Raw genomic sequence first — 24400 nt, forward strand, 5'->3', positions numbered from 1 at the left:
ATCACTTCCAGCCCTTCCACTCACCGCCCTCATATTTCAGACGATTTCCTTGGGCATCATAGTATTGTTGATAACGCGTAATAGTGCCCGGACTAAAATCAGGCGACGGATCAATTACCCGTATTTCTATATTTTTCGTACCAATCTTCTCAGTAGTAACAAGCTTATAATACGGACTATCGCCGTGGGTCCCACCGCCCGGATGGAACTCAACCTCTTTTATTTTCGGGTGTCCTTCAACGTTAAAGACCTGTGCTTTACCTGAAGTACCAGCCAATGGTGCTTTCGGCGTAAGACTCGCACCATCAAGCATCAGCGACTGCTTGATGTCATCAATCGATTTACCCCACATGCTCGACGGCGACTCAGCAATGTTTCGAGGAATCCCCGCTTGAGCGGCGAGATTGTCTCTCAGCCCAACACGCGCAATTGCAGAAGTAGCCGGCACTTCAGCTGCACCAGTCGCTTTTGCACCACCTACAGCTTTACCAAACGCAACAGCCGCACCAAATTTTAAAATCTCCTCCCGAGTAGCGCCATTGTCAACAAGATTGACAATTCCAGGAACGTCCACTGGTGCCAGCGTCGAACCAAGCAATCCATCCTGATGCGCCAGGGTGCTGATTTTTTCGTCGCTTAGCCCTTGCCGCCGCCACTCGGCGATCATCTCACTCGCCCTGATCGCACCAAGGTATGGATTGGCGATTCCGCCTAGCGGAGTCCAGTCGGCACCCGACAGCGAATAGATATTGAGGTAATCACCACCCTCGCCATTGCGTTGCCCTTGCTTCACCCCTTCCAGCATGGCGATGGCGTAGTCCGCCACCAGGATGTTGTAGTCCTCCCGGCTCAGCCTGCCGCTCTGGTACAGATCAGCAAGCTTCTCCCCGGCCTCCTTTTCCTGCTGCCGGTATTCATTGCGTATTCCACGCTGACATTCACCATTACCAGCACAAGCCTGGTACCGCTCCTGCAGCTCATCAATGCTTCCAATACCAGCAGCCTTGAGCTTCTCGTAAAGCGCCCGACTTGTCGCATCCAACCGCTCGATACCGTACTTGTTCGCCAACAAGTTGTTCTCAACGGCATTGCGACCAGCCCCCGCCCCCGCGACAACACCCGTGCTGTTACCTTCCACCAGACCACCTGACAGGCCAGCCGCCAACGTCGACAGTGCCGAGATCGTCTGCTTCTGCTCTTCACTCAGGGCATTGCCATCGGTAGTTCCATACAACTGCTGGGCAATAAGGCGTGCGGCCAATTCGCCACCGGCTGCACCGGCGGCTCCCGCCGCTGCCGAGTTGCCTTGTGCCTGGGCCACCACTGCCCCCAGCACGGCGTGAGCCATGACATTGAGCGCCGCGTTGTCACCGGTAGATTTCTTGATCAACTGCGCCAGATACGGTGCCGAAGCCCCAGCCAGCGCCGAGCCAATGTTGCCACCCGCCAACCCTTGCAAGGCCGCTGTGACCGCCTGAGTAACGCGCTGGTAATCACCGCTGGTACCGTACTTGCCCATGATCTTCTGGTAAGCATCGGTAGCGACCAGTTGCTTCTGGTACTCCTGTTCGGCCTCTTTGCTCGCGCCTTTCTCGGGAGCCTTGATCCCACGCGCCTCCAGCTCCGCACGCGCTTCCTCGTTGGCCTTGAGCTGGCCTTGGGTCCGCACGATGTCCGACACCTGCGTCCCGATCTCACCGATCAACTGCACTTGCCGCAGCCGCCGTTGCTCTTTCTCCTTGTCGAAGATCGGGCTGATGCTGTCATTGGCATGCTCGACGTCATGGCTCAGGGTCGCGACGTCCTGCTTCTGCTGGCCCGGATCGCGAATCTCCAGGGTGCCCTCGGAAATCGCCGATGACGTGGTGCCACTGGCGCTGCCGCTGTGGTTGTAGGCAATCAGCGTGCCGCTGGGCATGTTGCTGGTGAAGCCCGTCGAGCCGCTGTTGCCACCGCTGACGCTGGCGCTGGCCATCTGGCTCTTGAACTCGGCCTTGTTCTCGATATCGCTCCAGCCCAGAGTCCCGGTGCTCAGGCGGTTCTTGTCGGCCTCGGCGGTGCTGGCGATGACGCTGCCGTCAAGCTGGGTGTGCTTGCCCACATCGATCTGGTAGCCACCCTTGCCGGCGAACAGCCCAGTCTGCTCCTGCACGCTCTGGTACTTGGAGTCGAGCTTGTTCTGGCTGACGCTGAGGCTGCCGCTCGCGCCCGCGCCAATGATGGCGACGCTCACCCCGCCGCTGACATTGGTCTGCTTGGACTTGTAGTTGTCGGTGTCCTGCAGGCTCTGCAGCGTCAGGTCGCGTCCAACGTCGGCGACGACCTTGTCGGCGTTGACCTGCGCGCCCTTGAGCGTGGTATCCCGCCCGCTGAGCAAGCTGGCCTGGTTCCCGGCATCCAGGGTGGTTTCCGTCCAGGTGGTGCCGTTGCCCTTCTCGTTGCCCGAGCCTTTGTTGGCATTGGCAAAGATGCTCAGGCCGCCGCCGCTCGAGCCGAAACCGATACTGGCGCCGATGGCGCCACCACTGCTGTTGTTCTTGCCGTCCAGCTTCTGCGTGTTGGCCGCCGCTTCCAGCACGATGTCGCGCTCGGCTTGCAGCGACAGGTCGTTGCCGGCCTTGAGCTTGCTGCCCTGCACGCGGATATCGCCGCCGGTGGCGTCACTGCCATTGCCCTTGGCGACGATGGTCAGGTCGTTGCCGCTGGTCAGGCTGCTGCCCTGGCTGACGGTCTGCTCCTGGGTCTGGCGCGAGCTGGACTTCTGCCCGCCGAGCGAAATGGCGATGCCGACGAACTCGCCGGCGTTCTCGGCGTTCATACCGCCATTTTCCTGCGCGGCCTGCCAGGCCTGGACACCGGTCAGGCCGGCCTTGATGCCTTGCAGGGCCGAGAGCCGGCTGTCTTCTTCCTTGGTGGCCTGCTTGGTCGTCTGGTAGGCGGTATCGACAGCACTGCCTACCGTGCCGGACAAGGCCAGGGTCAGGCCGCTGCTCTTGCTCTTGGCGGTCTGCTCGCTGGTGTTGTGGTTTTCGGCCGCGACGATCTCGACGTTCTGCCCGACCAGGGTGATGTCCTTGCCGGCGATGACCTCGGAGCCTTTGACGCCCAGGTCCTTGCCCGCCTCGATGGAGACGTTGCCGAGCACGCTGCCCACCGTGCTGGCCTTGGCGCTCTCGCTCTTGCTGGTGGAGGTGTTCTCCAGGCTGGTCGAACCCAGGGTAACGCCGATCCCGCCGCTGCTGAGCAAGCCGGACTTCTTCTTCGAGCTCGAGTGGCTTTGCTCGAAGGTTTGCGTGGCACTCTCGATCTGGATGTTGCCCCCGGCCAGCAGGCTCGTATCGTGGGTGGACACGATGTTGCTGCCCGACACGCCGATATCCTCCCCGGCGCGGACCACCACCGTGTCGCCGCTGACCGACGAGCCCTCCTGGGTGACGGAGCGCGAGCTGTCGATACGGGTCTTCTGGCTGCTCGACAGCCCGGAGCTGCTGGTCTTGGTCTTGCGGTAATAGCTGTAGTCGCTGTTCTCCTCAGCGACCAGGTTCACATCGCCGCCGGCATAGAGATAGGCCTCATTCCCCGCCGTCACCCGGCTGGCGCTCAAGGCCAGGTCATCGCCGGCCTTCAACGCCAGGTTGCCGCCCGCCACCACGGTGCTGGACACCTGCTGGACATGATCTTCCTGGCTGGTGACCTTCTTCGTCTTGCTCGCCGAATGCTGTTCATTGGCCGCGGACATCAGGTCCAGGTCCCGGGTCGCGGTCATCGCCACGTCGCGCTTGGCCTCGATCGCGCTGGCCACCGCGCTGATGTCGCGCCCGGCGCTGACGGTCAGGTCGCGCCCGGCCTGCAGGCTGGCGCCGTTCTGGGTGACGCTGTAGTCGTTGTAGCGCACGCCGCGGTCATTGCTGACCACCTGCTCCACCGAGGTCAGCTTGACGTCGCGCCCGGCCTTGAGGCTGGTGTCGGCGCCGCTGTTGAGCACGCCGCCGCTGTTGCTCAGGTCGCGCCCGGCGTTGATCGCCAGGTTGTTGGCCGCCTCCACCCGTGCGGCGTTGTCGACGAAGTCGCGCTGCTGGGCGTAGCTGCCATTGCTGCTCTGGTGCGAGGTGGCGGTGCGTTGGTTGATCACGTCGCGGGTGGCGCCGAGGCTCACGTCGCGCCCGGCGATGATGCCGCCGGCCTTGTTCACCAGGTCGTTGCCCGCCAACAGGTCGAGGCGCTCGCCGGCTTCCACCAGGCCGCTGTTGACCAGGTTGTTGCCGGCCTGGGCCGACAGGTTGTGGGTGGCGCGCAGGGTGCCGACGTTGTCGAGGTTCTGCCCGGCGATCAGGTTGACGTCGCTGCCGGCGATCAACGCGCCGTTGGGCGCCAGGCGGTTGTTGGAGTGGGCCAGGTAGAGCACCGGCACCAGCACCTGCTCGCCGTTCACCTCGGCGTTTTCCAGCCAGACGATGTCGTGGGTCAGCGCCGCCACCTGCTCGGCGGTCAGGCTCACGCCCACCGCCAGGTCGAGCTGCTGCTTGCTCTTGATGGCGTTGTCCATCAGGTACTTGAACAGTTTCTCGTCGGTGTCCTGGCCGTCTATGAAGCGCTGGCCGGTGCGGGCGACCACGGCCTGCTGCACCAGCTTCTGCTCGTAGAAGCCATCGCCCAGGCGCTTGGCGCTCTGATCGGGGTCATAGCCGAGGTTGGCCAGCAGGTAGTCCGAGCTCATGAACTGCTTGAGGTCGGTGAGCACCGGGTTGGTTTCGATCAGGTACTTGTGCGGGTTGCTGCGCACGCTGCTGTCGGGCATGCCTTGCACGCGCTCGATGGTGATCGGTGCCGGGCCTTGCGCATTCAGCGCCGCGGCCTGGTTGATGCCGTCGTCCACTGCCGTGCGGCCGGGCAGCAGCGGGCCGCTGCCGGCGCCCGGCAGGGCGGTATTGATAGCACTGGCGTCGCTGCCGATGCCCGCCTGGGTGCGCTCGGCGGTGCTCAGCGCGGTGCCACGGGCTCCGGTCTGGGCCGCGTCAACGCTGTCGATGGCGCGGACCGCGACCTGCGGCAGCGGCTGCTGGCGTTGGGTGGCGCTCAGGCTGGCGCCGCCCATGGTCCAGCTTTGCGGGCCGGTGCTGGTGGGCGCGCTGCCACCTTCGGTGCTGAGGCGGAACAGGCCGTGCTGCCCGGTAGGCAGGCTGAAGCCGGGCAGCGCCAGCGGGTTGACCTGCTGCTGTGCCAGGTCCGGCGGCAGCTGCTGGTTCAGGGTGACGCGGGTGGAGAACGCCGTGCCGGGCGCGGTGGTATCGGTGCGCGCGCCGCTGCCGATGTAGGCATAGCCCGGACGCACCACGCTGTTGCTGATGCCGTTGCCGGCGGTGACGCTCACCGCACCACCGGCCTGCATCACGCCGGCGTAGCTCTGGTCGCCAGCCGCCAGTTGCCTGGTGCTGCCCAGCTGTACCCATTCGCGCTCGGTCATGCCGATGAAACCGGCCAGGGCGGCTTGCAGGCCGCCCAGGTCGTTGGGGTTATAGCCGGGGCTGTCGATCCAGTATTTGTTGGTGACGTTGTTGGCGGCGTTGTACCAGCCACCCGCGTTGCGGGTGCGCGCCGACATGAAGATGCGGGTGGTTTCGGTCTCGCCGGTCTCCAACCCGCTGTTGGTCAGGTTGTTGACCGTGGCCACCAGGCTGCCGGCCGCGGCGATGGTGCTGCTGCTGTTGAGCAGGTCGCCGCCGTTGATCGTCAAGTTGCCACCGGTGGTGATGCTCGACGCGGCGCTGGCTTCGGTGACCTCGAACTTGTCGCGCTGGACGATCTCCCAGACGTGGTTGCGCTTGCCGCCACAGTCGCCGGCGTTGTAGCCCTCGATACAGGCGACTTCGCCGATACGGGCGGTGTACACGCCCTTGTTGTCGGTCTTGAGCACCGCCCGCACGTTCTGGATGGTGCTGGCGGCCAGGCTCATCGCACCGTCGCTCTGCAGCGAGCCGGAGCTGTTGACGATGCTGCTGGCCAGGCTGCCCTGGCCGTCACGGTCGATGGTCAGCTTGCCGAGGCTGTACACGTCGGCATAGCTGTTGCTCAGGCTGTCGACGCGCAGGCCCATGTCGGCGCCGCTGAACAGCAGGCCACGGTCGTTGACCAGGGCGCCGGTGGTCAGGGTCAGGTTCTGCGCGGCGCCCAGGGTGCCCTGGTTGTTGACGCTGCCGGCGCCGACGCTGAGCCCGGCGGCGGAGGTCAGGCGGCCGGCGTTGTTCAGCAGGCCGGCCACCGACACGGTACTGGCGGCGCCGCCGGCGATGCTGCCGGTGCCGCTCAGGTTGACCTGCGCCGCGCTCAGGTCCAGGGTGCCACGGCTGCTCAGGCGGCCGTTGCCGTTGTAGGTGCCGCCCAGGTTGAGGTTGAGGCTGCCGTCACTGGCGATCAGGCCATCGTTGCTCCAGTTGCCGCCGCTGCCGACCAGTGCTTCGCTGGCCAAAAGCTGGCCGCTGGCGGTCTGGCTGAAGTCGCCGACATTGACCGTCAGGCGCCCGGCCTGGATCACGTTGCTGTTGCGCCAGCTGCCGGCGTTGAGGGTCAGGCCGCCGCGGGTGACGATGCTGCCGCCGGCGCCGGTGACGTTACCGGTGGCGATATCGAAGGTGCCACGGCCGACATGCAGCAGGCTGCCGCCGCCGTTGAGGAAACTGCCGACGCCCAGGCCGAGGTCGGTGTTGGCGGTTTCCAGGGTGCCGTTGCGGTTGTCGAACTGGCCGGCGATCTGCAGGCGGGTGGCGCCGCTGCTGCCGAGCGCGCGAATCTGGCCGGTCTGGTTGTCGAGGCTGGCCGCCGTGATCGCCAGGCTGCTGTCGCTCTCGATGATGCCCAGGCGGTTGTTCAGCGCACCGCTCAGGCCGAGGTCGATGCGCTGGCCGGCGATCTGGCCGTCGTTGTCGCCGCTGTTGTCGAAGTTGCCGCCACGGACCTGCACCAGCCCCTTGGCATACAGGCCGCCGTTGCGGTTGTCGAAGTCGACGGTGGTGATCAGCGCATCGCCGGTCTGGGCAGCGATGCGCCCGCCGTAGTTGTCGATGCCGCCCAGCGCCTTGAGCACCAGGGACTGGCCCTGGGTGATGCCACCCTGGCGGTTGTTGTCAAGGTCGTAGCCGTTCTTCAGCACGCCGCGCAGGTCGGCGTCGAGCGTGCCCTTGAGGCTCGACAGCACGCCGCCGCGATTGTCCAGGTTGCCGGCGGTCACGTTCAGATCGCCGCCCTCGGCGAGGATGCGGCCGCTCTGGTTGTCGATGTCGCCGCTCACCAGCTTCAGCGCGCCCTGCCCCTGCAGGGTGCCCTTGGCGTTGTTCACGGTGGCGGCAGCGACGTCGAGGTCGCCGTTCTGGCTGTAGATCAGGCCATCGGCGTTGTTCTGCAGGGTGCCGTCGATGGCCAGGGTCAGCGCTTGTTTCGCCGCCACGGTGCCACGGTTGCTGTTGTCCAGGCTGCCGGCCAGCAGGGTCAGCAGGCCCTGGCTGGCGATCTGGCCGCCCTGGTTGCTTACCTGGGTGGCGTGGTCGATACGCAACGGGCCGGCGCTGGCCAGCTTGCCGTTGGTGTTGGTCAGCGCGCCGAGCAGGTTCAGGGTCAGCGCGCCGTTGCCGACCAGGCTGCCGCTGCTGTTGTCCAGGGTGGTGGCATCGAGGTCGATGGCCTGCTGGGCGTTGATGCTGCCTGCGGCATTGCCCAGGGTCATGGCGTTGAGGATCAGGGCCGCGCCGCTGTCGATCAGGCCACCCTGGGCGTTGTTCAGCAGGCCGGTGACGACCAGGTGCTGCCCGGCGGCGCTGGACAGAATGCCACCGGCGCTGTTGTCCAGGTTGGCCGCCGTCACGTTCAGTGCCTTGCGACTGACCAGGGCGCCGCCGGCGTTGTTCTGCAGGTCGCCGCTGACATGCGCCTGCAGCGCGCCATCGCGACTGGACAAGGTGCCCTGGTTGCGGTTGTCCAGGCTGCCCAGTTCCACGTCCAGGCCCTGCCAACCCGACACCAGGCCGCCCTGGTTGACCAGGCGCTGGGCGTTGACGCCCAGCTGGTCGTTGCTGATCAGCTTGCCGGCGCTGTTGTCCAGGGTGCGGGCCGTCAGGTCCAGGCGCTGGCCGCTGGCGATCTCGCCGCCGCGGTTGCTCAGGTCACGCAGGTGGCTGATGGTCAACGGGCCGGCGGTGCTGATCAGGCCGGCGTCGTTGTTCAGGTCGCCGCTGGCGCTGCCCAGGTCCAGGGCGATGGCGCCGCCCAGCAGCGAACCGCCGTGGTTGTCGATGGCGCGGCTGGCGAGGGTCAGGGCGCCGTTGGCGTTGATCAGGCCTTGCTGGCTGTTGTCCAGACGCTCGGCCAGCTGCAGGTCGAGGTCGCCACGGCTGGTCAGGGTGCCGGCGCCGTTGTTCAGGCTGGCGGCACGCGCATCGAGGCTCACCGCGGCGACCAGGCCCTTGAGGTTGCTCAGCACCTGGTCGATGCGCAGGGTCAGGGCCTGGTTGCTCAGCAGCTTGCCGCTGCTGTTGTCCAGGCTGCGCGCAGCCAGGGTGAAGGCCCGGGCCGAAGAAATCTCGCCGCCCTGGTTGTTCACCTCGTCGAGCTGCTTGAGCACCAGCAGCGGCGCGTTGATCAGGCCCTGGCGGTTGTCCAGCAGCCCATGGTTGAGATCCAGGGTGAGCGTGCCGTTGCTGAACAGCTGGCCACCTTGCTGGTCGAGGCCGGTGACGCTGGCGTCGAGCGCGCCTTCGCTGGCGATGCGGCCACCTTCGCGGTTGGTCAGCTGGCCGGTGGTCAGGGCCAGGCTGGCACCGCTGCCCAGGCGCCCTTTCTGGCTGTTGTCCAGGCTGGCGGCGGTCACCTCGGCCACGCCCTTGGCACTGATGACGCCGTCATTGCTGTTGTCGATGTGGCCGCCGCGCAGCTTCAGCGCGCCATCGGTGACCAGCTCGCCACCCTGGTTGCGCACCGCGCCGCCGTGCTCGAGGGTCAGGGTGCCGGCGCTGGACACGCTGCCGCCACGGTTGTCCAGCTCGGCGCTGGTCAGGCTCAGGGTGCCTTCGGCGCTGATCTGGCCCTGGCGGTTGTCCAGCTTGCCTTGCAGGTCAGCCACCAGCGCCTGGCGGGTCTGCAGCAGGCCGGCGGTATTGTCCAGGCTGTCGCCGCTCAGGGTCAGGCCGGTCTTGCCCGACAGCAGGCCCTTGCTGCGGTTGATCACCTCGGCAACGGTCAGTTGCAGGTTGCCGTCCGCCAGCACCTTGCCTTCGCCGCCGTTGTCCAGCCGTTGGCCTTCGACGGTCACGTTGGCCTGGCTCGACAGCTCTCCGCCACTGTTGCTCACATCGCCGACGTTCAGTTGCAGGCCGTGGGTCGCGCCCACCAGGCCACCCTGGCGGTTGTCGAGGCGGTCGCCGGTCAGGCTCAGGGTGTCCGTGCCGACCAGTCGGCCGGCCTGGTTGTCCAGTTTGCCGACCTTGGCCACCACGTGGGTCTTGCCGGAAACCACCCCTCGCTGGTTGTTCAGTTCGCCGGCTTGAAGGTCCAGGCGTTGGTCGGCGATCAGCGTGCCGTCCTGGTTGAGCAGCTCGGCCTCGACGACGACCTGCTGCGTGCCCCGGCTGCTGATCAGGCCCTCACTGTTGTCCAGGCTGTGGCTGCGCAGGTCGAGGCCGTTGGCCGAGACCAGGCCCTTGAGGTTGTTCAGCGCCTGCTCGATGCGCAGGGTCAGGCCTTGCTGGCCGATCAGATTGCCGTTGCGGTTGTCGAGGTTGCGCGCGGCCAGGGTGAAGGCTTGGGCGCTGGAGATCTCGCCCTCCTGGTTGTCGACGTCGGCCAGTTGCTTGAGCACCAGCAGCGGCGCATTGATCAGGCCTTTGTGGTTGGTGAGCAGGCCGTGGTTCAGGTCGAGGGTCAGCGCGCGCTTGCTGAACAGCTCGCCCCCTTGCTGGTCGAGGCCGCTGACGCTGGCGACCAGCGCTTGCTCGCTGGCGATCCGGCTGCCCTGGCCGTTGTTGACCTGGCCTGCGGTGAGGTCGAGGCGGTCACCGCTGACCAGCCGCGCGCCCTGGCCGTTGTCGAAGGTGCCGGTGTCGACCTTGGCCGCGCCCTTGCTGCTGAGCACGCCACCCTGGTCATTGTCCAGGCGCTGGCTGGCGATGACCAGCGCGGCGTCGGTGGTGATCGAGCCGTTGCGATTGAGCAGTGCGCCGGCGCTGGTCAGGGTCAGCGCGTCGGCGCTCGACAGCTTGCCGGTGCCGTTGTCCAGGCTGCCGACCTTGGCGGTCAGTCGCCCTTCGGCGCTGATCAGCCCCTGCCGGTTTTCCAGGGCGTGTGCCAGATCGATGTTCAACGACTGCCCGGCGACCAGGCGTCCTTCGTCGTTGTCCAGGTGCTTGCCGGCCAGGTTCACCGTGCCCTTGCCGGACAGCTCGCCCTGGTTGCGGTTGAGCACCTCGGCGACCTGCAGGTCGAGGTCGGTGCCGGCGAGCAGCTTGCCGCTGTCGCTGTTGTTCAGCAGGGCGCCTTTGACGTTCAGCCCCGCACCACTGGAGAGCTCCCCGCCACGGTTGTCGACGTCGTCCACTTGCACGGTGAGCAGGTGCCTGGCGCCGATCAGGCCGCCCTTGCGGTTGTCCAGGCCGGCGCCTTGCAGGGTCAGGTCACCCTCGGCGACGAGCTCGCCCTTGTGGTTGACCACCTGGGTCAGCTGGGCCACCAGCGCCCGCTGGCTGGAGATACGCCCGCCGCTGTTGTCCAGGCGAGTGCCGTCCAGGCGCACGGGGCCCACGGCGTTGAGCAGGCCGCCACGGTTGTCCAGTTCGCTGCCGTTGAAGGTCAGCGCCGCGAGGCTGTTCAGCAGGCCTTTGTCACGGTTGTCCAGCTGGTCGACGGTGAGCAGCGCCTGCTGGTCCGCACGCAATTTGCCGGCGCGGTTGTCCAGCTTGGCGGCGTGCAGGTCGATGGCGCCCTTGGCGGTGATCTGGCCCTGCTGGTTGTCCAGCAGGCCGTGGATGCGGGCGTCCAGACGGGCGTCGGTTACCAGGTTGCCAGCTTCGCGGTTGTCGAGGCTGGCAGCCTCCAGATCCACCTTGCCGGCGGAGCCGAGGGTGCCGGCGCGGTTGTCCAGGGCGGCGCCGAGGGTGATGGTCAGCGCACCGTCGCCGGTGACCTGGCCCTTGCGGTTGTCCAGGCTGGCGCCCTTGAGGGTGGTGCTGCCGACGCTGGAAATCTCGCCATCCTGGTTGTCGGTCGCGCCGGCCAGGGTCAGGGAGAGATCGGTACGGCTGGTGACGGTGCCATGGTGGTTGCCCAGGCTGGCGGCGGTGACGCTGACGCCGCTGGCAGAAACCAGGCCTCCCGTGTTGTTCAACGCTTCGTCCAGCTGCACGGTCAGGCCCTGGTTGCCGAGCAGTTTGCCGAGGCTGTTGTCCAGGCTGCGCGCCACCAGGGCGAAGGCCTGGGCGCTGGAAATCTCGCCCTGATGGTTGTCCACGCTGTCGAGGTTCTTCAGGGTCAGGCGGGGGGCGTTGATCAGGCCGCCCTGGTTGTTCAGGTGACCCTTGTTGAGGTCCAGGCTCAGCTCGCTGACGCTGGTCAGGCGACCGCCGTCGCGCTGGTCCAGCCCGGTGACGCTGGCGGTCAGCGCCTGGTTGCTGGCGATGCGCCCCGCCGCGCTGTTGTTCACCTGTCCGGCCTTGAGGTCGAGGGTCTGCAGGCTGGTGATCTGGCCACCGCGGTTGTCCACCGCGCCGCTGGCCGTCAGGGCCAGGTGCTGGCCGGCGGTCAAGGTGCCGGCGACGTTGTCCAGGCGGGTGACCTGCGCGGTTACCTTGCCCTGGCTGGATAGCTCGCCGCCGCTGTTGTCCAGCTGGGCGACGCGGGCATCGATCGCGGTGTCGGCCTTGATCAGGCCACCCTGGCCGTTGCGCACCTGGCCGGCCTGCAGGTCGGCCTGGCCGGCGCTGAGCACACGGCCCTTGGCGCGGTTGTCCAGGGTGTCGGCGCTGGCCGTCAGCTGGCGCTGCGCGCTCAGGGTGCCGCCCTGGTTGTCCAGGGTCTGCGCGGCGCTGACGTTGAGATCGCGGCTGGCCACCACGCTCTGGCCACGGTTGTCGACCTGCTGCGCGCTCAGACGCACATCGCCGTTGCCGTTGCGGCTGTTGTCGGCGTTGACGCCGGCTTCGATGATGCCGTGGTTGGTCAGGCGGCCGCCGCTGTCGAGGCTGACGCGCTCACCGGCGGCGAGATTCTTGTGGTTGTCCAGGTCGCCCTGGGTCTTCACCTGCAGCTGGGTGCCGGCGTACACCGCGCCCTGGGCATCGAGCTGACCGGCGTTGATCGCCACCGCGCCCTTGGCCGCGGTGGCGTCGGCCATGCGCAGCTGACCGTTGGCGTCGAGCTGGATATCGCCACCGCTGGCGATCATCTGGCCGTCGAGCTTGACCCCTACGCCGGCCTCGGTGCCCACCAGGGTGATGGCGCCGGCGTACATGCCGCCCAGCGCCGAGGAGTCGATGGCCAGCTGCGGCGCATCCGCCGGGTTGGCGGCGCGCGCCGTGGCCTTGAGGGTCTGGGCATCGACATCGTTGGCGCCGGCGACCATCGCCAGGTGTCGGGCCTGGATCTGCGCGTTGATCTTCGCGCTGCGGGTGATGATCTCGAACTGGTCGATGTTGCTGGCATTGAGCCCCGCGCCTTCGATGGTGACGCTGCCCTGCTCCACCTGGTAGCGCTGCAACTGGCCGTTCTCGACCACCGGCTTGCCGGTGGTGAGGGTCGCCCGTGGCGTGTTGATGAAGCCGCAACCATTGCAGGTGACGCCATACGGGTTGGCGACGATGACATGCGCCGACTGCCCCGCCACCTCGGTGTAGCCTCTGAGCTGGCTGGGGTTGGCGCCGTTGACCTCGTTGAGGATCACATTGGCCGAGCGCCCGCCCAGGTTGCTGTTGCCCAGGATGATCCCGCCCAGCTGGGTGGACTGGGTGCGGTCGGTGGCGTTGTTGAGGATCAGGCCCTGCTGGCCGACGTTGTAGTCGCTGAACCTGTTATGCGACAGCCCAGCGTCGCTGGGCGTGGCGATGTTGACGATAGGCACGCCGTTGCCGGCCTGGCCGAGGCCGGTGTTGCTGCCGTTGACGACGATGCCGTCGGCCATCGCCACCAGCGGCTGCCAGAACATCATGTTGGCCAGCATGAACGCCAGTCCGCGCTTGGACAGGCCCCAGAAGGACTCACGGGATTGCAGGGCGGCCGAAGGCTGGCGAGCCAGGAAGGCGAACTGACGAACATCCATGTCGGGTATCTCGGCTTGAAAGCGGTGTTAAAGGAAGAAGTCCAGGCGGAAGTAGACCGGCGTCTCGCGCTCGGTCAACGCGTCGGGACGCTCCAGGGAATGGGCGAAGGTCACGCTGGCGGACAGGTTGCGTCCACGGGCGAACAGTTCGGCCGAGTGACTGGACACCCGCCCGTGCTGCTCACCGCTGTAGCGGTCGTGGCGGATGGCGCCGACGTCGTAGCCCAGGCCCAGGCCGTATTCGGCGAGCACCGGCCGCAGCCAGTCCCAGGCCACCTGGCGGCTCCAGCGCAGGTCGTTGCGCCAGTAGTAGCCGCTGTCGCCGTTCAGGCTCTGGTCCTTGTAGCCACGAATCGAGGACTGGCTGCCCAGGCTCATGCGCTGGGGGCTGAACAGCCGGTCCTCGCTGCGCTGGCCGGTGACCAGGCTGCTGAACACCAGCGACTCGCCCAGCACCTTGAACGGCTGCAGGTAGCTGACGGTGGCGGTGTACTTGCGGTAGCGGGCGTTGGGCAGGCGGTTGCCGAAGGCATCGCGTTCCTGTTCGCGCTGGGCATCGAAGGCGCCGATGCCGTCCTGCAGGCCCAGGTCGACGTTGACGAAGGCGCCGCCGATACGCCGGCCATGGTTGATGCCGAACTGGGCTTCGCTGAGACGGTTGCTGCTGTTGCTCAGCTTGCTGTCTTCGATGTAGTTGTTGGTGCGCAGGTAGCTCATGCCGGCGTTGAGCGAGGTCTTGCTGACCGAGTCACGGTGGACCACCCGCTCGAGCCGCAACTGGTGGTTCTGGCTGTCGCCGTTCTGCTTGAAGTTGTAGTCCGCCGCTTCGGCCAGGGAGCGGTATTCGCTCTGGCTGTAGCTGTAGCTGAGGTTCCACCAGCCGAACGGCAGGTTGTAGTAGAGCGCGGCATTGCGCGAGGTCTTCTGGTGATCGCTGATCGCGTCGTGGCCGCCGCGCAGCACCAACTGGTCGGCCAGGCCCAGCGGGCTGTCCCACTCCAGCGAGCTGCCCCACTGCTGCTCGCCAGTGCTCTTCTGCCCGTCGTTGCTGCGCGACAAACCCACCCGCCAGGGCTTTTGCGGCGCGTTGGCGACCAGCACCTCGCTGCCACCCACGGCCTTGCCCGGGGTCAGCTGCATGCGCGCCTGGTTGGAGGGCAGGCGGTTGAGCTGGTCGACCATCTGCTCGATCTCGCGCAGGTTGAGCAGGTCGCCCGCCTGCCCGGGGAACGCCATGTCCAGCTCGCGGGCGCTGAGCTTGCTGCCCTCGCCGGCCTTGAGCCCTTCGAGACGACCTTCGACCACCAGCACCTGCAGGTGGCCGCTGGACAGGTCCTGCTGCGGCAGATAGGCGCGGCTGGTGACCAGGCCCTTCTGGATGTAGCGATCGGTGATGCTCTTGAGCAGCTCGTTGAGCTGGGCGACGCCCAGGCACTGCCCGATGTAGGGGGCGAGCAGGCTTTCACGTTCGGCGGCCGACAGCGCGTCGGCGCCTTTGAGCTCGATGTCCTTGATCGGGAAACAACGGCCGTCGACCGGGGCCGAGGGCGCCTCGGGGGTGGCACGCTCGCCGGGCAGGTCCTTGAGCTCCTGGAGGCGCCGCTGCTGTTCTTCGAGCAGGCGATTCTGTCGATCGCGGATCAGATCCTGATCGCCGGGATTGTTGAAGGGCGCGGCGATCGCTGAGTCCAGCGCAGCGGCCAGGCAAAGGCCTGTCAGCACGGCGCACAGCCGGGTGCCGAGAGAGGAAAGGTGCATGTTCGGTCCTTCGAAACCGCCGAGCGGCGGGAAAGCGCGCGATGTTAATTGGCCATTATTCTTGACGTCAATCAATCGGCGACCAACGAACATGAAATTTTTCGCTTGAATCAAAGCGCCGACTTTCACCGATCGAGTGGCGGGGTTTCAGAGGGAAAGCGTTGCCCAGGATGATGAAGACACCGCCAATCGGCCAGCATTGTCTAAAGTGAAGCCGAGCAACGACGCGAGGCGACCATGACCCGTCACCGTGCCCTCCCCCGCAGCGTTTGGGCCTTGGGCTTCGTCTCGCTGCTCATGGACACCTCCTCGGAGATGATCCACGCCCTGCTCCCCCTGTACATGGTCGGCGTGCTCGGCACCTCGGTCCTCGCCGTGGGCTTGATCGAAGGCATCGCCGAGGCGACGGCGGCGATCACCAAGGTGTTCTCCGGCGCCCTCAGCGATCGCCTGGGCAAGCGCAAGCTGCTCACCGTGATCGGCTACGGCCTGGCCGCCGTGAGCAAGCCGGTGTTCCCGCTGGCCCCGGGGCTGGAGTGGCTGACCACGGCGCGCTTCATCGACCGTGTCGGCAAGGGCATTCGCGGCGCGCCGCGGGACGCGCTGATCGCCGACGTCACCCCGGCCGAACTGCGCGGGGCCGCCTTTGGCCTGCGCCAGGCGCTGGACACGGTCGGCGCCTTTCTCGGGCCGTCGCTGGCGATCCTGTTGATGGGGTTGACGGCCAGCCACTTCCAGACGGTGTTCTGGGTGGCGGTGATTCCGGCGTTCATGGCGCTGTATGTGCTGGTCGCCTTCGTCCGCGAACCCGAAAAAACTGCTGCGGCCGGCGCGGTGGCCGCACCTCTGGCATTTCGCGAGCTGGCCCGGCTGGGCAACGGCTACTGGCGCCTGCTCATCCTGGCCACACTGTTTACCCTGGCGCGCTTCAGCGAGGCCTTTCTGCTGTTGCGCGGTCAGGCCCTGGGGCTTGCGGCCCTGTGGGCGCCAGCGGTGCTGGTGCTGATGTCGCTGGCGTATTCACTGTCGGCCTACCCGGCTGGCGCGCTATCCGACCGGGTCGGGCGACGTGGTGTGTTGATGATCGGGCTGTCCCTGCTGGTACTGGCCGATCTAGGGCTGGCCTGGTTGCCGGGCATCTCCGGCCTGGCGCTGGGCGTGATCCTGTGGGGGCTGCACATGGGCTTTACCCAAGGCGTGTTCAGCGCCCTGATCGCCGACAGCGCGCCCGAGGATCTGCGGGGGACCGCGTTCGGCGTGTTCAACCTGGTGACGGGGGTGGCGTTGCTGTTGGCCAGCGTGTTGGCCGGAGGGCTGTGGGACTGGGTGGGGTATCAGGCGACGTTCATGGTGGGGGGCGTGTTCGCCGCTACCACAATGGCAGGTTTGTGGTTCATGGCTGATCGTGGGAGCGGGCTTGCCCCGCGATGAGGCCGGCAGGATCAGCTTCATTGCCTGGCCTGATGCCATCGCGGGGCAAGCCCGCTCCTACAAGGATGCGGGCGGCCTGAGGTTACACGGTCATTGCTGCCGGCTGTTGCTCCAGCAACGACCATCCCCCTTGCCCGTCCACTTCCAGGCGATGGGAGTGGAACCCCGCCAGGGTGCTGCGATGCCCGACACTGACCAGCAGCGTCGCCGGCAGCTCTGCGCGCAGCAGCGAATACAGCGCATGCTCCAGCCCTTCGTCCATCGCCGAGGTGGACTCGTCGAGAAACACCACCTGCGGCCGGTTGAACAGCACCCGGGAAAACGCCAGGCGCTGCTGCTCACCCAACGACAGGATCCGTGACCAGTCGCGCTGCTCGTCCAGCCGTTCGGCCAGATGGGCGAGGTTGACCTGACGCAGGGCCTGCTGCATGCGCGCATCGTCGCCCGGAGCGTCCTGCGTCGGATAAGCGATGGCGGTCCGCAGGTCGCCCAGCGGCAGGTACGGGCGTTGCGAGAGGAACAGCGCCTGCGTGCCCAGCGGCCGCCTGACTTCACCCTCGGCGTAGGGCCACAGGCCCGCCAGGGCACGCAGCAAGGTGGTCTTGCCGCTGCCCGAAGGGCCTCTGATCAACAGTGCCTGGCCAGCGTGCAGGTTCAGTTCGAGATCCTTGATCAACGCATGCCCGTCAGGACGTCGCACCTGCAGCCCCGCGATCCCCAGTGCATGGGCCTGCTCCACGCTGGCCACCTGCGGCAGGGCACTGGCCTGCTGGTTGGCATCGACGAAGCCGGTGAGACGGTCGAGGGTGGCGCGGTACTGGGCGAAGGTGTCGTAGGACTCACGGAAGAACGACAGCGAATCCTGCACCTGGCCGAAGGCCTGGGCAGTCTGCATCACATCGCCCAGCTTGATGGCGCCGCTGAAGAAGCGCGGCGCCTGGAGAATGAACGGGAAGACCACCGCCACCTGGCTGACACCGAGGTTGAAACCACTGAACTTCAGGTTCCGGAACACCAGCGCCCAGGCGTTGCCGATCAGCGCGAAGAAGCGCCCGAGCAAGGTGCCCCGCTCCACCTGCGCGCCCTGGTAGAAGGCGATGTTCTCGGCGTTCTCGCGCAGACGCATCAAGGCGTAACGGAAGTTGGCGGTGAGTTTTTCGTTGAGGAAGTTCAGGCGGATCAGCGGCTGCCCGAGGCGGAAGGCGATCCAGGTGGCGACCAGTACATAGATGTACACGGCGAACACCATCGCCCGTGGGACTTCGATGCCGGCCACCTCCAGCGGCGCCGACAGGCCCCAGAGAATGCCGGTGAAGGCCACCAGCGACACCACCGCGCTCACGGCGCCCAGCGCCAGGGACACGGAGCCGGTGACGAACGCATTCACGTCCAGCTCGATACGCTGGTCGGGGTTGTCCACGGGCTCGGCGAGGAACTGCCCGCGATAGTAGGCATCGCCGTGCATCCAGTCGGCGGTCAGGCGCTCGGTGAGCCAGACCCGCCAGCGGATGTTGAACGCCTGGGTCACATAGAAGGTGAACAGCGAACGCAGCACATGGATGCTCGCCAGCACCGCGAACACCCCGAGCATGTACCAGAACGCGGTCTGGTCCAGGCCCTGCAAGGCGCTGTAGAAACCGTTGTACCAGAACGAGAACAGTACGTTCAGGCGCACCGAGAACAGTGTCAGCACCAGCAGCAGGGCGAAGGCCAGCAAGGGGCGCCAGCTGCGCCGGAAACTGAAATAAGGCCCGGCCAGTTGCCAGAACTGCGCGCCCCAACGGGTGTAGCGCACCGCCAGGACGGCGATGGCGGTAAAGCAGACGAGCGTGATCAACGAGGCGATTGCCAGCCAGCTCAGGCTCTCTTGCAGTGCCTGGTGCCAGTTCATATCCATGGTGCGCTTCCGTAGAGGATGTTTTTGCGAGCGTAGCACCGGACCTGCATTGACCCTGCAAACATGACGGACATTTCATCCTGGCCATGTGTCGCAACAAGTTCTGGGCCGGACCTGCCCGGATGCGGATAATCACAGCACCTTCATTGCAGGGCCCAGCCATGCCTATTCGTCTCGCCGGACCACAAGACCTCACCGCCCTGATCGCCATCGACAGCGTTGCGCACCGGGAGCCGTACCGGGCCGAGCAAATCGCCGACTGGCTCGGGCAGTACCGTTGCCTGGTGGCTGAGGTGCAAGGCTCGGTGGCCGCGTATGCGGTGATGCACCAACACTTCTTTGGTTGCGCGTTCATCGAAATGCTGATGGTCGGCCAGGGCCATCGGCGCAGTGGGCTGGGCGCCGCGCTGCTGGCCCGCATACAGGCCGACTGCACGGGGCAGAAGCTGTTCACCTCGACCAATCGCTCCAATGGCCCGATGCGCCGCCTGCTGGAGCGCCGAGGCTTTGTCGAGAGCGGCGTTGTCGAGCACCTCGACGAAGGGGATCCGGAACAGGTCTACTACTGGAGATCAGAATGAGCCGGGGCGTCTTGCGCCCCATCGCCGGCAAGCCGGCTCCCACGGATGAGCGCGTGCGCTCGCGCTGACGCGGTCGGTGTGGGAGCCGGCTTGCCGGCGATGGGGCCGGTCCTGCACGACATCAAATCACCGGCTGCACCGCCTCTCGCACCAGCGCATTTAATTCCATGCCGCCATCAGCCTGCACCCACTCGGTCAACTGCCGGCGCATGGCCGGCGTCCAGAAGCTCTGCAGATGCTGGCGCACGCCCTGCACCGCCTTGGCGTGATCCGGCTCGCTGTCGAAGTAATGGGCGATCTGGTTGGCCATCTTCACCAGGTTGTCGCTGCTCATCGACGCACCCCCGCCGCTTGCGCCTGCCGCCGCTCCTTGAGCAACCTACGTTGCTCGTCGCTGAAGCGCTGGTAGCGCTTCTGCCACTCCGACGGCTGGAACACCTTGGCCACTTCCACGGCAGTGACCTTGTATTCCGGGCAGTTGGTAGCCCAGTCGGAGTTGTCGGTGGTGATCACGTTGGCGCCGGACTCGGGGAAGTGGAAGGTGGTGTACACCACCCCCGGCGCCACCCGGCCACTGACCCTGGCGCGCAGCACGCTCTGCCCGGAGCGGCTGCCGATGCCCACCCAGTCACCGTCGCTGATACCCCGACTCTCGGCATCGCTGGGATGGATCTCCAGGCGGTCCTCGTCGTGCCAGGCGACGTTGTCGGTGCGCCGGGTCTGCGCGCCGACGTTGTACTGGCTGAGGATGCGCCCGGTGGTCAGCAGCAGCGGATAGCGGCCATTGACCTTCTCGTCGGTGGGCACGTAGCCGGTGAGCATGAAGCGCCCCTTGCCGCGCACGAACTGGTCGATGTGCATGGTCGGCGTGCCGTCGGGCGCGGCGTCGTTGCACGGCCATTGCAGGCTGCCGTGGCGGTCGAGCTCGGCGTAGCTGACCCGGCGGAAGGTCGGGGTCAGGCGGGCGATCTCGTCCATGATCTCGGAGGGATGCCGGTATTCCATGGGGTAACCCAAGGCACCGGCCAAGGCCACGGTGGCCTCCCAGTCGGCCTTGCCGGCCAAAGGCTCCATCACCTTGCGCACCCGCGAGATACGCCGCTCGGCATTGGTGAAGGTGCCGTCCTTCTCCAGGAACGAGCTGCCCGGCAGGAACACATGGGCGAACTTGGCCGTCTCGTTGAGGAAGATGTCCTGCACCACCACGCACTCCATCGCCAGCAGCGCGGCGGTGACGTGCTGGGTGTTCGGATCGCTCTGGGCGATGTCCTCGCCCTGGCAGTAAAGCGCCTTGAAGCTGCCGTCCAGCGCGGCTTCGAACATGTTGGGAATGCGCAGCCCCGGATCGGGTTGCAGGGTCACGCCCCAGGCCTGCTCGAACTCGGCACGCACGCTTTGGTTGCCGATGTGCCGGTAGCCGGGCAGCTCGTGGGGGAACGAGCCCATGTCGCACGAGCCCTGCACGTTGTTCTGCCCGCGTAGCGGATTCACCCCGACGCCTTCGCGGCCGATGTTGCCGGTGGCCATGGCCAGGTTGGCGATGCCCATCACCGCGGTGCTGCCCTGGCTGTGCTCGGTCACGCCCAGGCCGTAGTAGATCGCCGCATTGCCGCCGGTGGCGTACAGCCGGGCGGCGGCGCGGATCTGCTCGGCGGGCACGCCGCACACCGGGCCAAGCACCTCGGGGGCGTTGTCGGGCCGGGCGACGAAATCGCGCCAGCGGGCGAAGTCCTCGGGCTCGCAGCGGGCGTCGACGAAACGCTGGTCGAGCAGGCCCTCGGTGACGATCACATGGGCCAGGGCGTTGAGCATGGCCACGTTGGTGCCCGGGCGCAGTTGCAGGTGCAGCTCGGCGCGGGCGTGGGGCGAATCGACCAGGTCGATGCGCCGCGGGTCGATGACGATCAGCCGCGCGCCCTGGCGCAGGCGACGCTTGAGCTGCGAACCGAACACCGGGTGCGCGTCGGTGGGGTTGGCGCCGATCACCAGCACCACGTCGGCCTTCATGACCGAGTCGAAACTCTGGGTGCCGGCGGACTCGCCAAGGGTCTGCTTGAGGCCGTAGCCGGTGGGCGAATGGCAGACCCGCGCGCAGGTGTCGACGTTGTTGTTGCCGAACGCCGTGCGCACCAGCTTCTGCACCAGGTACGCCTCTTCGTTGGTGCAACGGCTGGAGGTGATGCCGCCGATCGCGTCTCGCCCGTACTTGAGCTGGATGCGGCGCAACTCACTGGCGGCGTAGGTGACCGCCTCGTCCCAGCTGACTTCCTGCCAGGGGTCTTCGAGGCGCTTGCGAATCATCGGTTTGGTGATGCGGTCCGGGTGCGTCGCGTAGCCCCAGGCGAAACGCCCCTTGACGCAGGCATGGCCGTGGTTGGCGCCGCCCTGCTTGTCCGGGACCATGCGCACCAGCTGGTCGCCCTTCATCTCGGCGCGGAACGAGCAACCCACGCCACAGTAGGCGCAGGTGGTGATCACCGCCCGTTCGGGCTGGCCGAGCTGGATCAGGCTCTTCTCGCTCAAGGTGGCGGTCGGACAGGCCTGCACGCAGGCGCCGCACGACACGCACTCGGAACTGAGGAAATCGTCGCCACCGGCCGCCGCCACCCGTGAGTCGAAACCGCGCCCGGTGATGGTCAGGGCGAAGGTGCCCTGGATCTCTTCGCAGGCACGCACGCAGCGGTTGCAGACGATGCACTTGCTCGGCTCGTAGTCGAAGTACGGGTTGGACACGTCCTTCCGTTCGCCGAGGTGGTTGGCGCCGTCGTAGCCATAGCGCACCTCGCGCAGGCCGACCTGGCCGGCGACGGTCTGCAGCTCGCAGTTGCCGTTGGCCGAGCAGGTCAGGCAATCGAGCGGATGGTCGGAGATGTACAGCTCCATCACATTGCGCCGCAGGTCGGCCAGGCGTGGCGTCTGCGTGCGCACCACCATGCCCTCGCCGACCGGCGTGGTGCAGGAGGCCGGGTAGCCGCGCATGCCATCGATCTCGACCATGCACATGCGGCAGGAGCCGAAGGCTTCGAGGCTGTCGGTGGCGCACAGCTTGGGGATGGTGGTGCCGAGCAAGGCGGCGGCGCGCATCACCGAGGTGCCGGCCGGCACGCTGATCGAGCGGCCATCGATGACCAGGCTGACCTGCACATCGCTGACCCGTTCAGGCGTGCCCAGGTCGATCTCGCTGCTGGGGTCGAAGTAGTTGATCATTGCGCGGCCTCCAGGCCGAAGTCGGCGGGGAAGTGCTTGAGGGCGCTGACCACGGGGTACGGGGTCATCCCGCCCATGGCGCACAGCGAGCCGTACTGCATGGTGTCGCACAGGTCGCGCAGCAGGCCGGCCTGGCTTTCGCGGTAGGCCGGGTCGGTGCTGGCGATCAGCCGGTCGACCACCTCCACGCCACGGGTCGAGCCGATCCGGCATGGCGTGCACTTGCCGCAGGACTCCTCGGCGCAGAACTGCAGGGCGAAGCGGGCCATGCCGGCCATGTTCAGGGTGTCGTCGGCCAGCACCACGCCGCCGTGTCCGAGCATCGCCCCCAACGCGGCGAAGGCCTCGTAGTCCAGCGGTGTGTCGAACTGTTCGGGCGGCACCCAGGCGCCCAGCGGACCACCGACCTGGGCCGCCTTGATCGGCCGGCCGCTGGCGGTTCCGCCACCGTAGCCCTCCACCAGCTCGCGCAGGGTCAGGCCGAAGGCCCGCTCCACCAGCCCGCCATGCCGGACATTGCCGGCCAGCTGGAACGGCAAGGTGCCCAGCGAGCGGCCCATGCCGAAGTCGCGGTAGTAGGCCGCGCCCCTGGCCAGGATGATCGGCACGCAGGCCAGGGTGAGCACGTTGTGCACCAGCGTCGGCTGGCCGAACAGGCCTTCGAGCGCCGGCAGCGGCGGCTTGGCGCGAACGATGCCGCGCTTGCCCTCGAGCGATTCGAGCAGCGCGGTTTCCTCACCGCAGATATAGGCCCCGGCGCCCACCCGCACCTGCAGGTCGAAGGCCACGCCATGGCCGGCGACATCCAGGTAGCCCGCCTCGCGGGCCAGCAGGATGGCCTCGTTCAAGGCACGCACGGCGTCCGGGTATTCCGAGCGCACATAGATGTAGCCTTTGCTCGCCCCGACGGCGAGGCCGGCGATGATCATGCCCTCGATCAGCAGGAACGGGTCGCCCTCCATCAGCATGCGATCGGCGAAGGTGCCGGAGTCGCCTTCGTCGGCGTTGCACACCACGTATTTCTGACCGGCCGTGGCCTGGCGCACCGTGCGCCACTTGATGCCCGCCGGGAAGGCCGCGCCGCCACGGCCACGCAGGCCGGAATCGAGCACGGCGGCGACCACCTCGTCACCGTCCATCAACGTCGCCTGGCGCAGGCCCTCGAAACCGCCGTGGGCGTGGTAGTCGTCCAGCGACAGCGGCCGGGTGATGCCGGCACGGGCGAACAGCAGGCGTTGCTGGGTCTTGAGGTAGGGAATCTGCTCCACCGGCCCCAACGCCAGGGCGTGGGCACCGGGCTCGGCTCCCAAGGCATCGAGCAGGCCGGGCACGTCCTCGGGCATCACCGGCCCGAAGCCCAGGCGGCCTTGCGCGGTTTCCAGCTCCAGCAGCGGCTCCAGCCAGTACAGGCCCCGGGAGCTGGTGCGCTTGATGCGCAGCGGCAAGCGTCGCTGCTCCGCCTCCCGGGCCAACGCTTCGGCCACCTGGTCGGCCCCGACCGCACGGGCCAGCGAATCGCAGGAGATGCACAGGTTCAACATGCCTTCACCTCCTCGCGGCAGCCAGCCACCAACGCTCGCAAGCGCTCGGGGGTGACCCGGGCATGCAGCTGGCCATCGAGTTCGAGTGCCGGCGAGCAGGCACAGGCACCCAGGCAGTAGACCGGACGCAGGTCGAGCGCGCCGTCCGCGGTGGCGCCATGATCATCCAGGCCAAGCTGCTCGCGCAGCTGCGCGGCCAGCGCCTCGGCGCCACGGCTCTGGCAGGACTCGGCGCGGCACAGGCGCAGGGTGTGGCGGGCCGGTGGCGTGGTACGGAAGTCGTGGTAGAAACTGATCACCCCGCGCACCTCGGCCTGGCTGAGGTTCAGGGCATGGGCGATCTCGGCGACGGCCAACTCGGGAATGTAGCCAGCGCCGGCCTGGATGGCATGGAGGATCGGCAACAGGGCGCCGGGGGTGTCCTGCTCACGGGCCAGGACGCGCTGGATCAACGGCAGGTGGTTCAAGTCATCGGGCATACAGCGGACCTCGGCATCCCGGGGCGGCCCGAATCGCGGGCGGCTGTCCGGCGGTGTTCAGCTGCGGTGCGCCGGCCCGGTCACGGTGGCGGCAGGCCAGGCACCCTCCTTGCCCGTGGCCATGCGTCTTGCTGCGCTCGGTCCACGGGCATCCTCAGAGCATGGCAGCTATTGCGCGAGCGGGTTGCGCGCGGGCGACCCGGCGCGTCCTGAAA

9 protein-coding genes are annotated in these 24400 nt (G+C 67.0%); 2 read left to right on the top strand and 7 right to left on the bottom strand.

Annotation, left to right across the window (positions count from 1 at the left end):
* Position 1: 1 nt before the first annotated feature.
* Both N7422_RS10285 and N7422_RS10290 read right to left on the bottom strand, forming a co-directional pair.
* A complete protein-coding gene (locus tag N7422_RS10285) occupies positions 2–13291 on the bottom strand; it encodes a hemagglutinin repeat-containing protein (RefSeq protein ID WP_279806417.1) in 13290 nt (4429 codons plus the stop codon).
* A 27-nt stretch (positions 13292–13318) separates the two neighbouring features.
* Positions 13319–15049 carry a ShlB/FhaC/HecB family hemolysin secretion/activation protein gene (locus N7422_RS10290; RefSeq protein ID WP_279806418.1) on the bottom strand — a complete coding sequence of 577 codons (1731 nt, stop codon included), beginning with the start codon at positions 15047–15049 and terminating at the stop codon, positions 13319–13321.
* 237 nt (positions 15050–15286) lie between these two features.
* On the opposite strand from N7422_RS10290, the gene N7422_RS10295 reads away from it, so the two are divergent.
* Positions 15287–16480 (top strand): MFS transporter, encoded by a 1194-nt coding sequence (locus tag N7422_RS10295; RefSeq protein WP_279806419.1) that lies wholly within the window; start codon positions 15287–15289, stop codon positions 16478–16480.
* An 82-nt stretch (positions 16481–16562) separates the two neighbouring features.
* Here N7422_RS10295 and N7422_RS10300 read toward each other — a convergent pair whose 3' ends face one another.
* The gene (locus tag N7422_RS10300) at positions 16563–18377 is read right to left on the bottom strand and encodes an ABC transporter ATP-binding protein/permease (protein ID WP_279806420.1); all 1815 of its coding nucleotides are present in this window, start codon (positions 18375–18377) and stop codon (positions 16563–16565) included.
* A gap of 161 nt (positions 18378–18538) precedes the next feature.
* Here N7422_RS10300 and N7422_RS10305 point away from each other — a divergent pair, with 161 nt between their 5' ends.
* Positions 18539–18958, top strand: a complete 420-nt coding sequence (locus N7422_RS10305) for a GNAT family N-acetyltransferase (protein ID WP_279806421.1) — start codon at positions 18539–18541, stop codon at positions 18956–18958.
* A 121-nt stretch (positions 18959–19079) separates the two neighbouring features.
* Here the strand turns inward: N7422_RS10305 and N7422_RS10310 are convergent, their stop codons facing one another.
* Genes N7422_RS10310 through N7422_RS10325 form a run of 4 tightly spaced genes read right to left on the bottom strand, consistent with a single transcriptional unit; the run spans position 19080 to position 24185 of the window.
* Positions 19080–19292, bottom strand: coding sequence for a formate dehydrogenase subunit delta (locus N7422_RS10310; RefSeq protein ID WP_279806422.1), 213 nt, complete (start codon positions 19290–19292; stop codon positions 19080–19082).
* Positions 19289–22165: a formate dehydrogenase subunit alpha gene (fdhF, locus tag N7422_RS10315; RefSeq protein WP_279806423.1), complete on the bottom strand. Its 2877-nt coding sequence runs from the start codon at positions 22163–22165 to the stop codon at positions 19289–19291. The genes N7422_RS10310 and fdhF overlap by 4 nt, the downstream gene beginning before the upstream one ends.
* A complete protein-coding gene (locus N7422_RS10320; RefSeq protein ID WP_279806424.1) occupies positions 22162–23706 on the bottom strand; it encodes a formate dehydrogenase beta subunit in 1545 nt (514 codons plus the stop codon). The genes fdhF and N7422_RS10320 overlap by 4 nt, the downstream gene beginning before the upstream one ends.
* Entirely contained in the window at positions 23700–24185 is a 486-nt protein-coding gene (locus N7422_RS10325; protein ID WP_279806425.1) for a formate dehydrogenase subunit gamma, read from the bottom strand. The genes N7422_RS10320 and N7422_RS10325 overlap by 7 nt, the downstream gene beginning before the upstream one ends.
* Positions 24186–24400 lie beyond the last annotated feature (215 nt).

Origin of the sequence: Pseudomonas sp. GD04091, from assembly GCF_029836165.1 — a bacterium.
In the GTDB taxonomy this organism is placed as follows: domain Bacteria; phylum Pseudomonadota; class Gammaproteobacteria; order Pseudomonadales; family Pseudomonadaceae; genus Aquipseudomonas.

Bases quoted from the DNA above. Each gene is read 5' to 3' on its own strand.
- N7422_RS10285 (WP_279806417.1), bottom strand. From the start codon at position 13,291: ATGGATGTTCGTCAGTTCGCCTTCCTGGCTCGCCAGCCTTCGGCCGCC.
- N7422_RS10290 (WP_279806418.1), bottom strand. From the start codon at position 15,049: ATGCACCTTTCCTCTCTCGGCACCCGGCTGTGCGCCGTGCTGACAGGC.
- N7422_RS10295 (WP_279806419.1), top strand. From the start codon at position 15,287: ATGACCCGTCACCGTGCCCTCCCCCGCAGCGTTTGGGCCTTGGGCTTC.
- N7422_RS10300 (WP_279806420.1), bottom strand. From the start codon at position 18,377: ATGGATATGAACTGGCACCAGGCACTGCAAGAGAGCCTGAGCTGGCTG.
- N7422_RS10305 (WP_279806421.1), top strand. From the start codon at position 18,539: ATGCCTATTCGTCTCGCCGGACCACAAGACCTCACCGCCCTGATCGCC.
- N7422_RS10310 (WP_279806422.1), bottom strand. From the start codon at position 19,292: ATGAGCAGCGACAACCTGGTGAAGATGGCCAACCAGATCGCCCATTAC.
- fdhF (WP_279806423.1), bottom strand. From the start codon at position 22,165: ATGATCAACTACTTCGACCCCAGCAGCGAGATCGACCTGGGCACGCCT.
- N7422_RS10320 (WP_279806424.1), bottom strand. From the start codon at position 23,706: ATGTTGAACCTGTGCATCTCCTGCGATTCGCTGGCCCGTGCGGTCGGG.
- N7422_RS10325 (WP_279806425.1), bottom strand. From the start codon at position 24,185: ATGCCCGATGACTTGAACCACCTGCCGTTGATCCAGCGCGTCCTGGCC.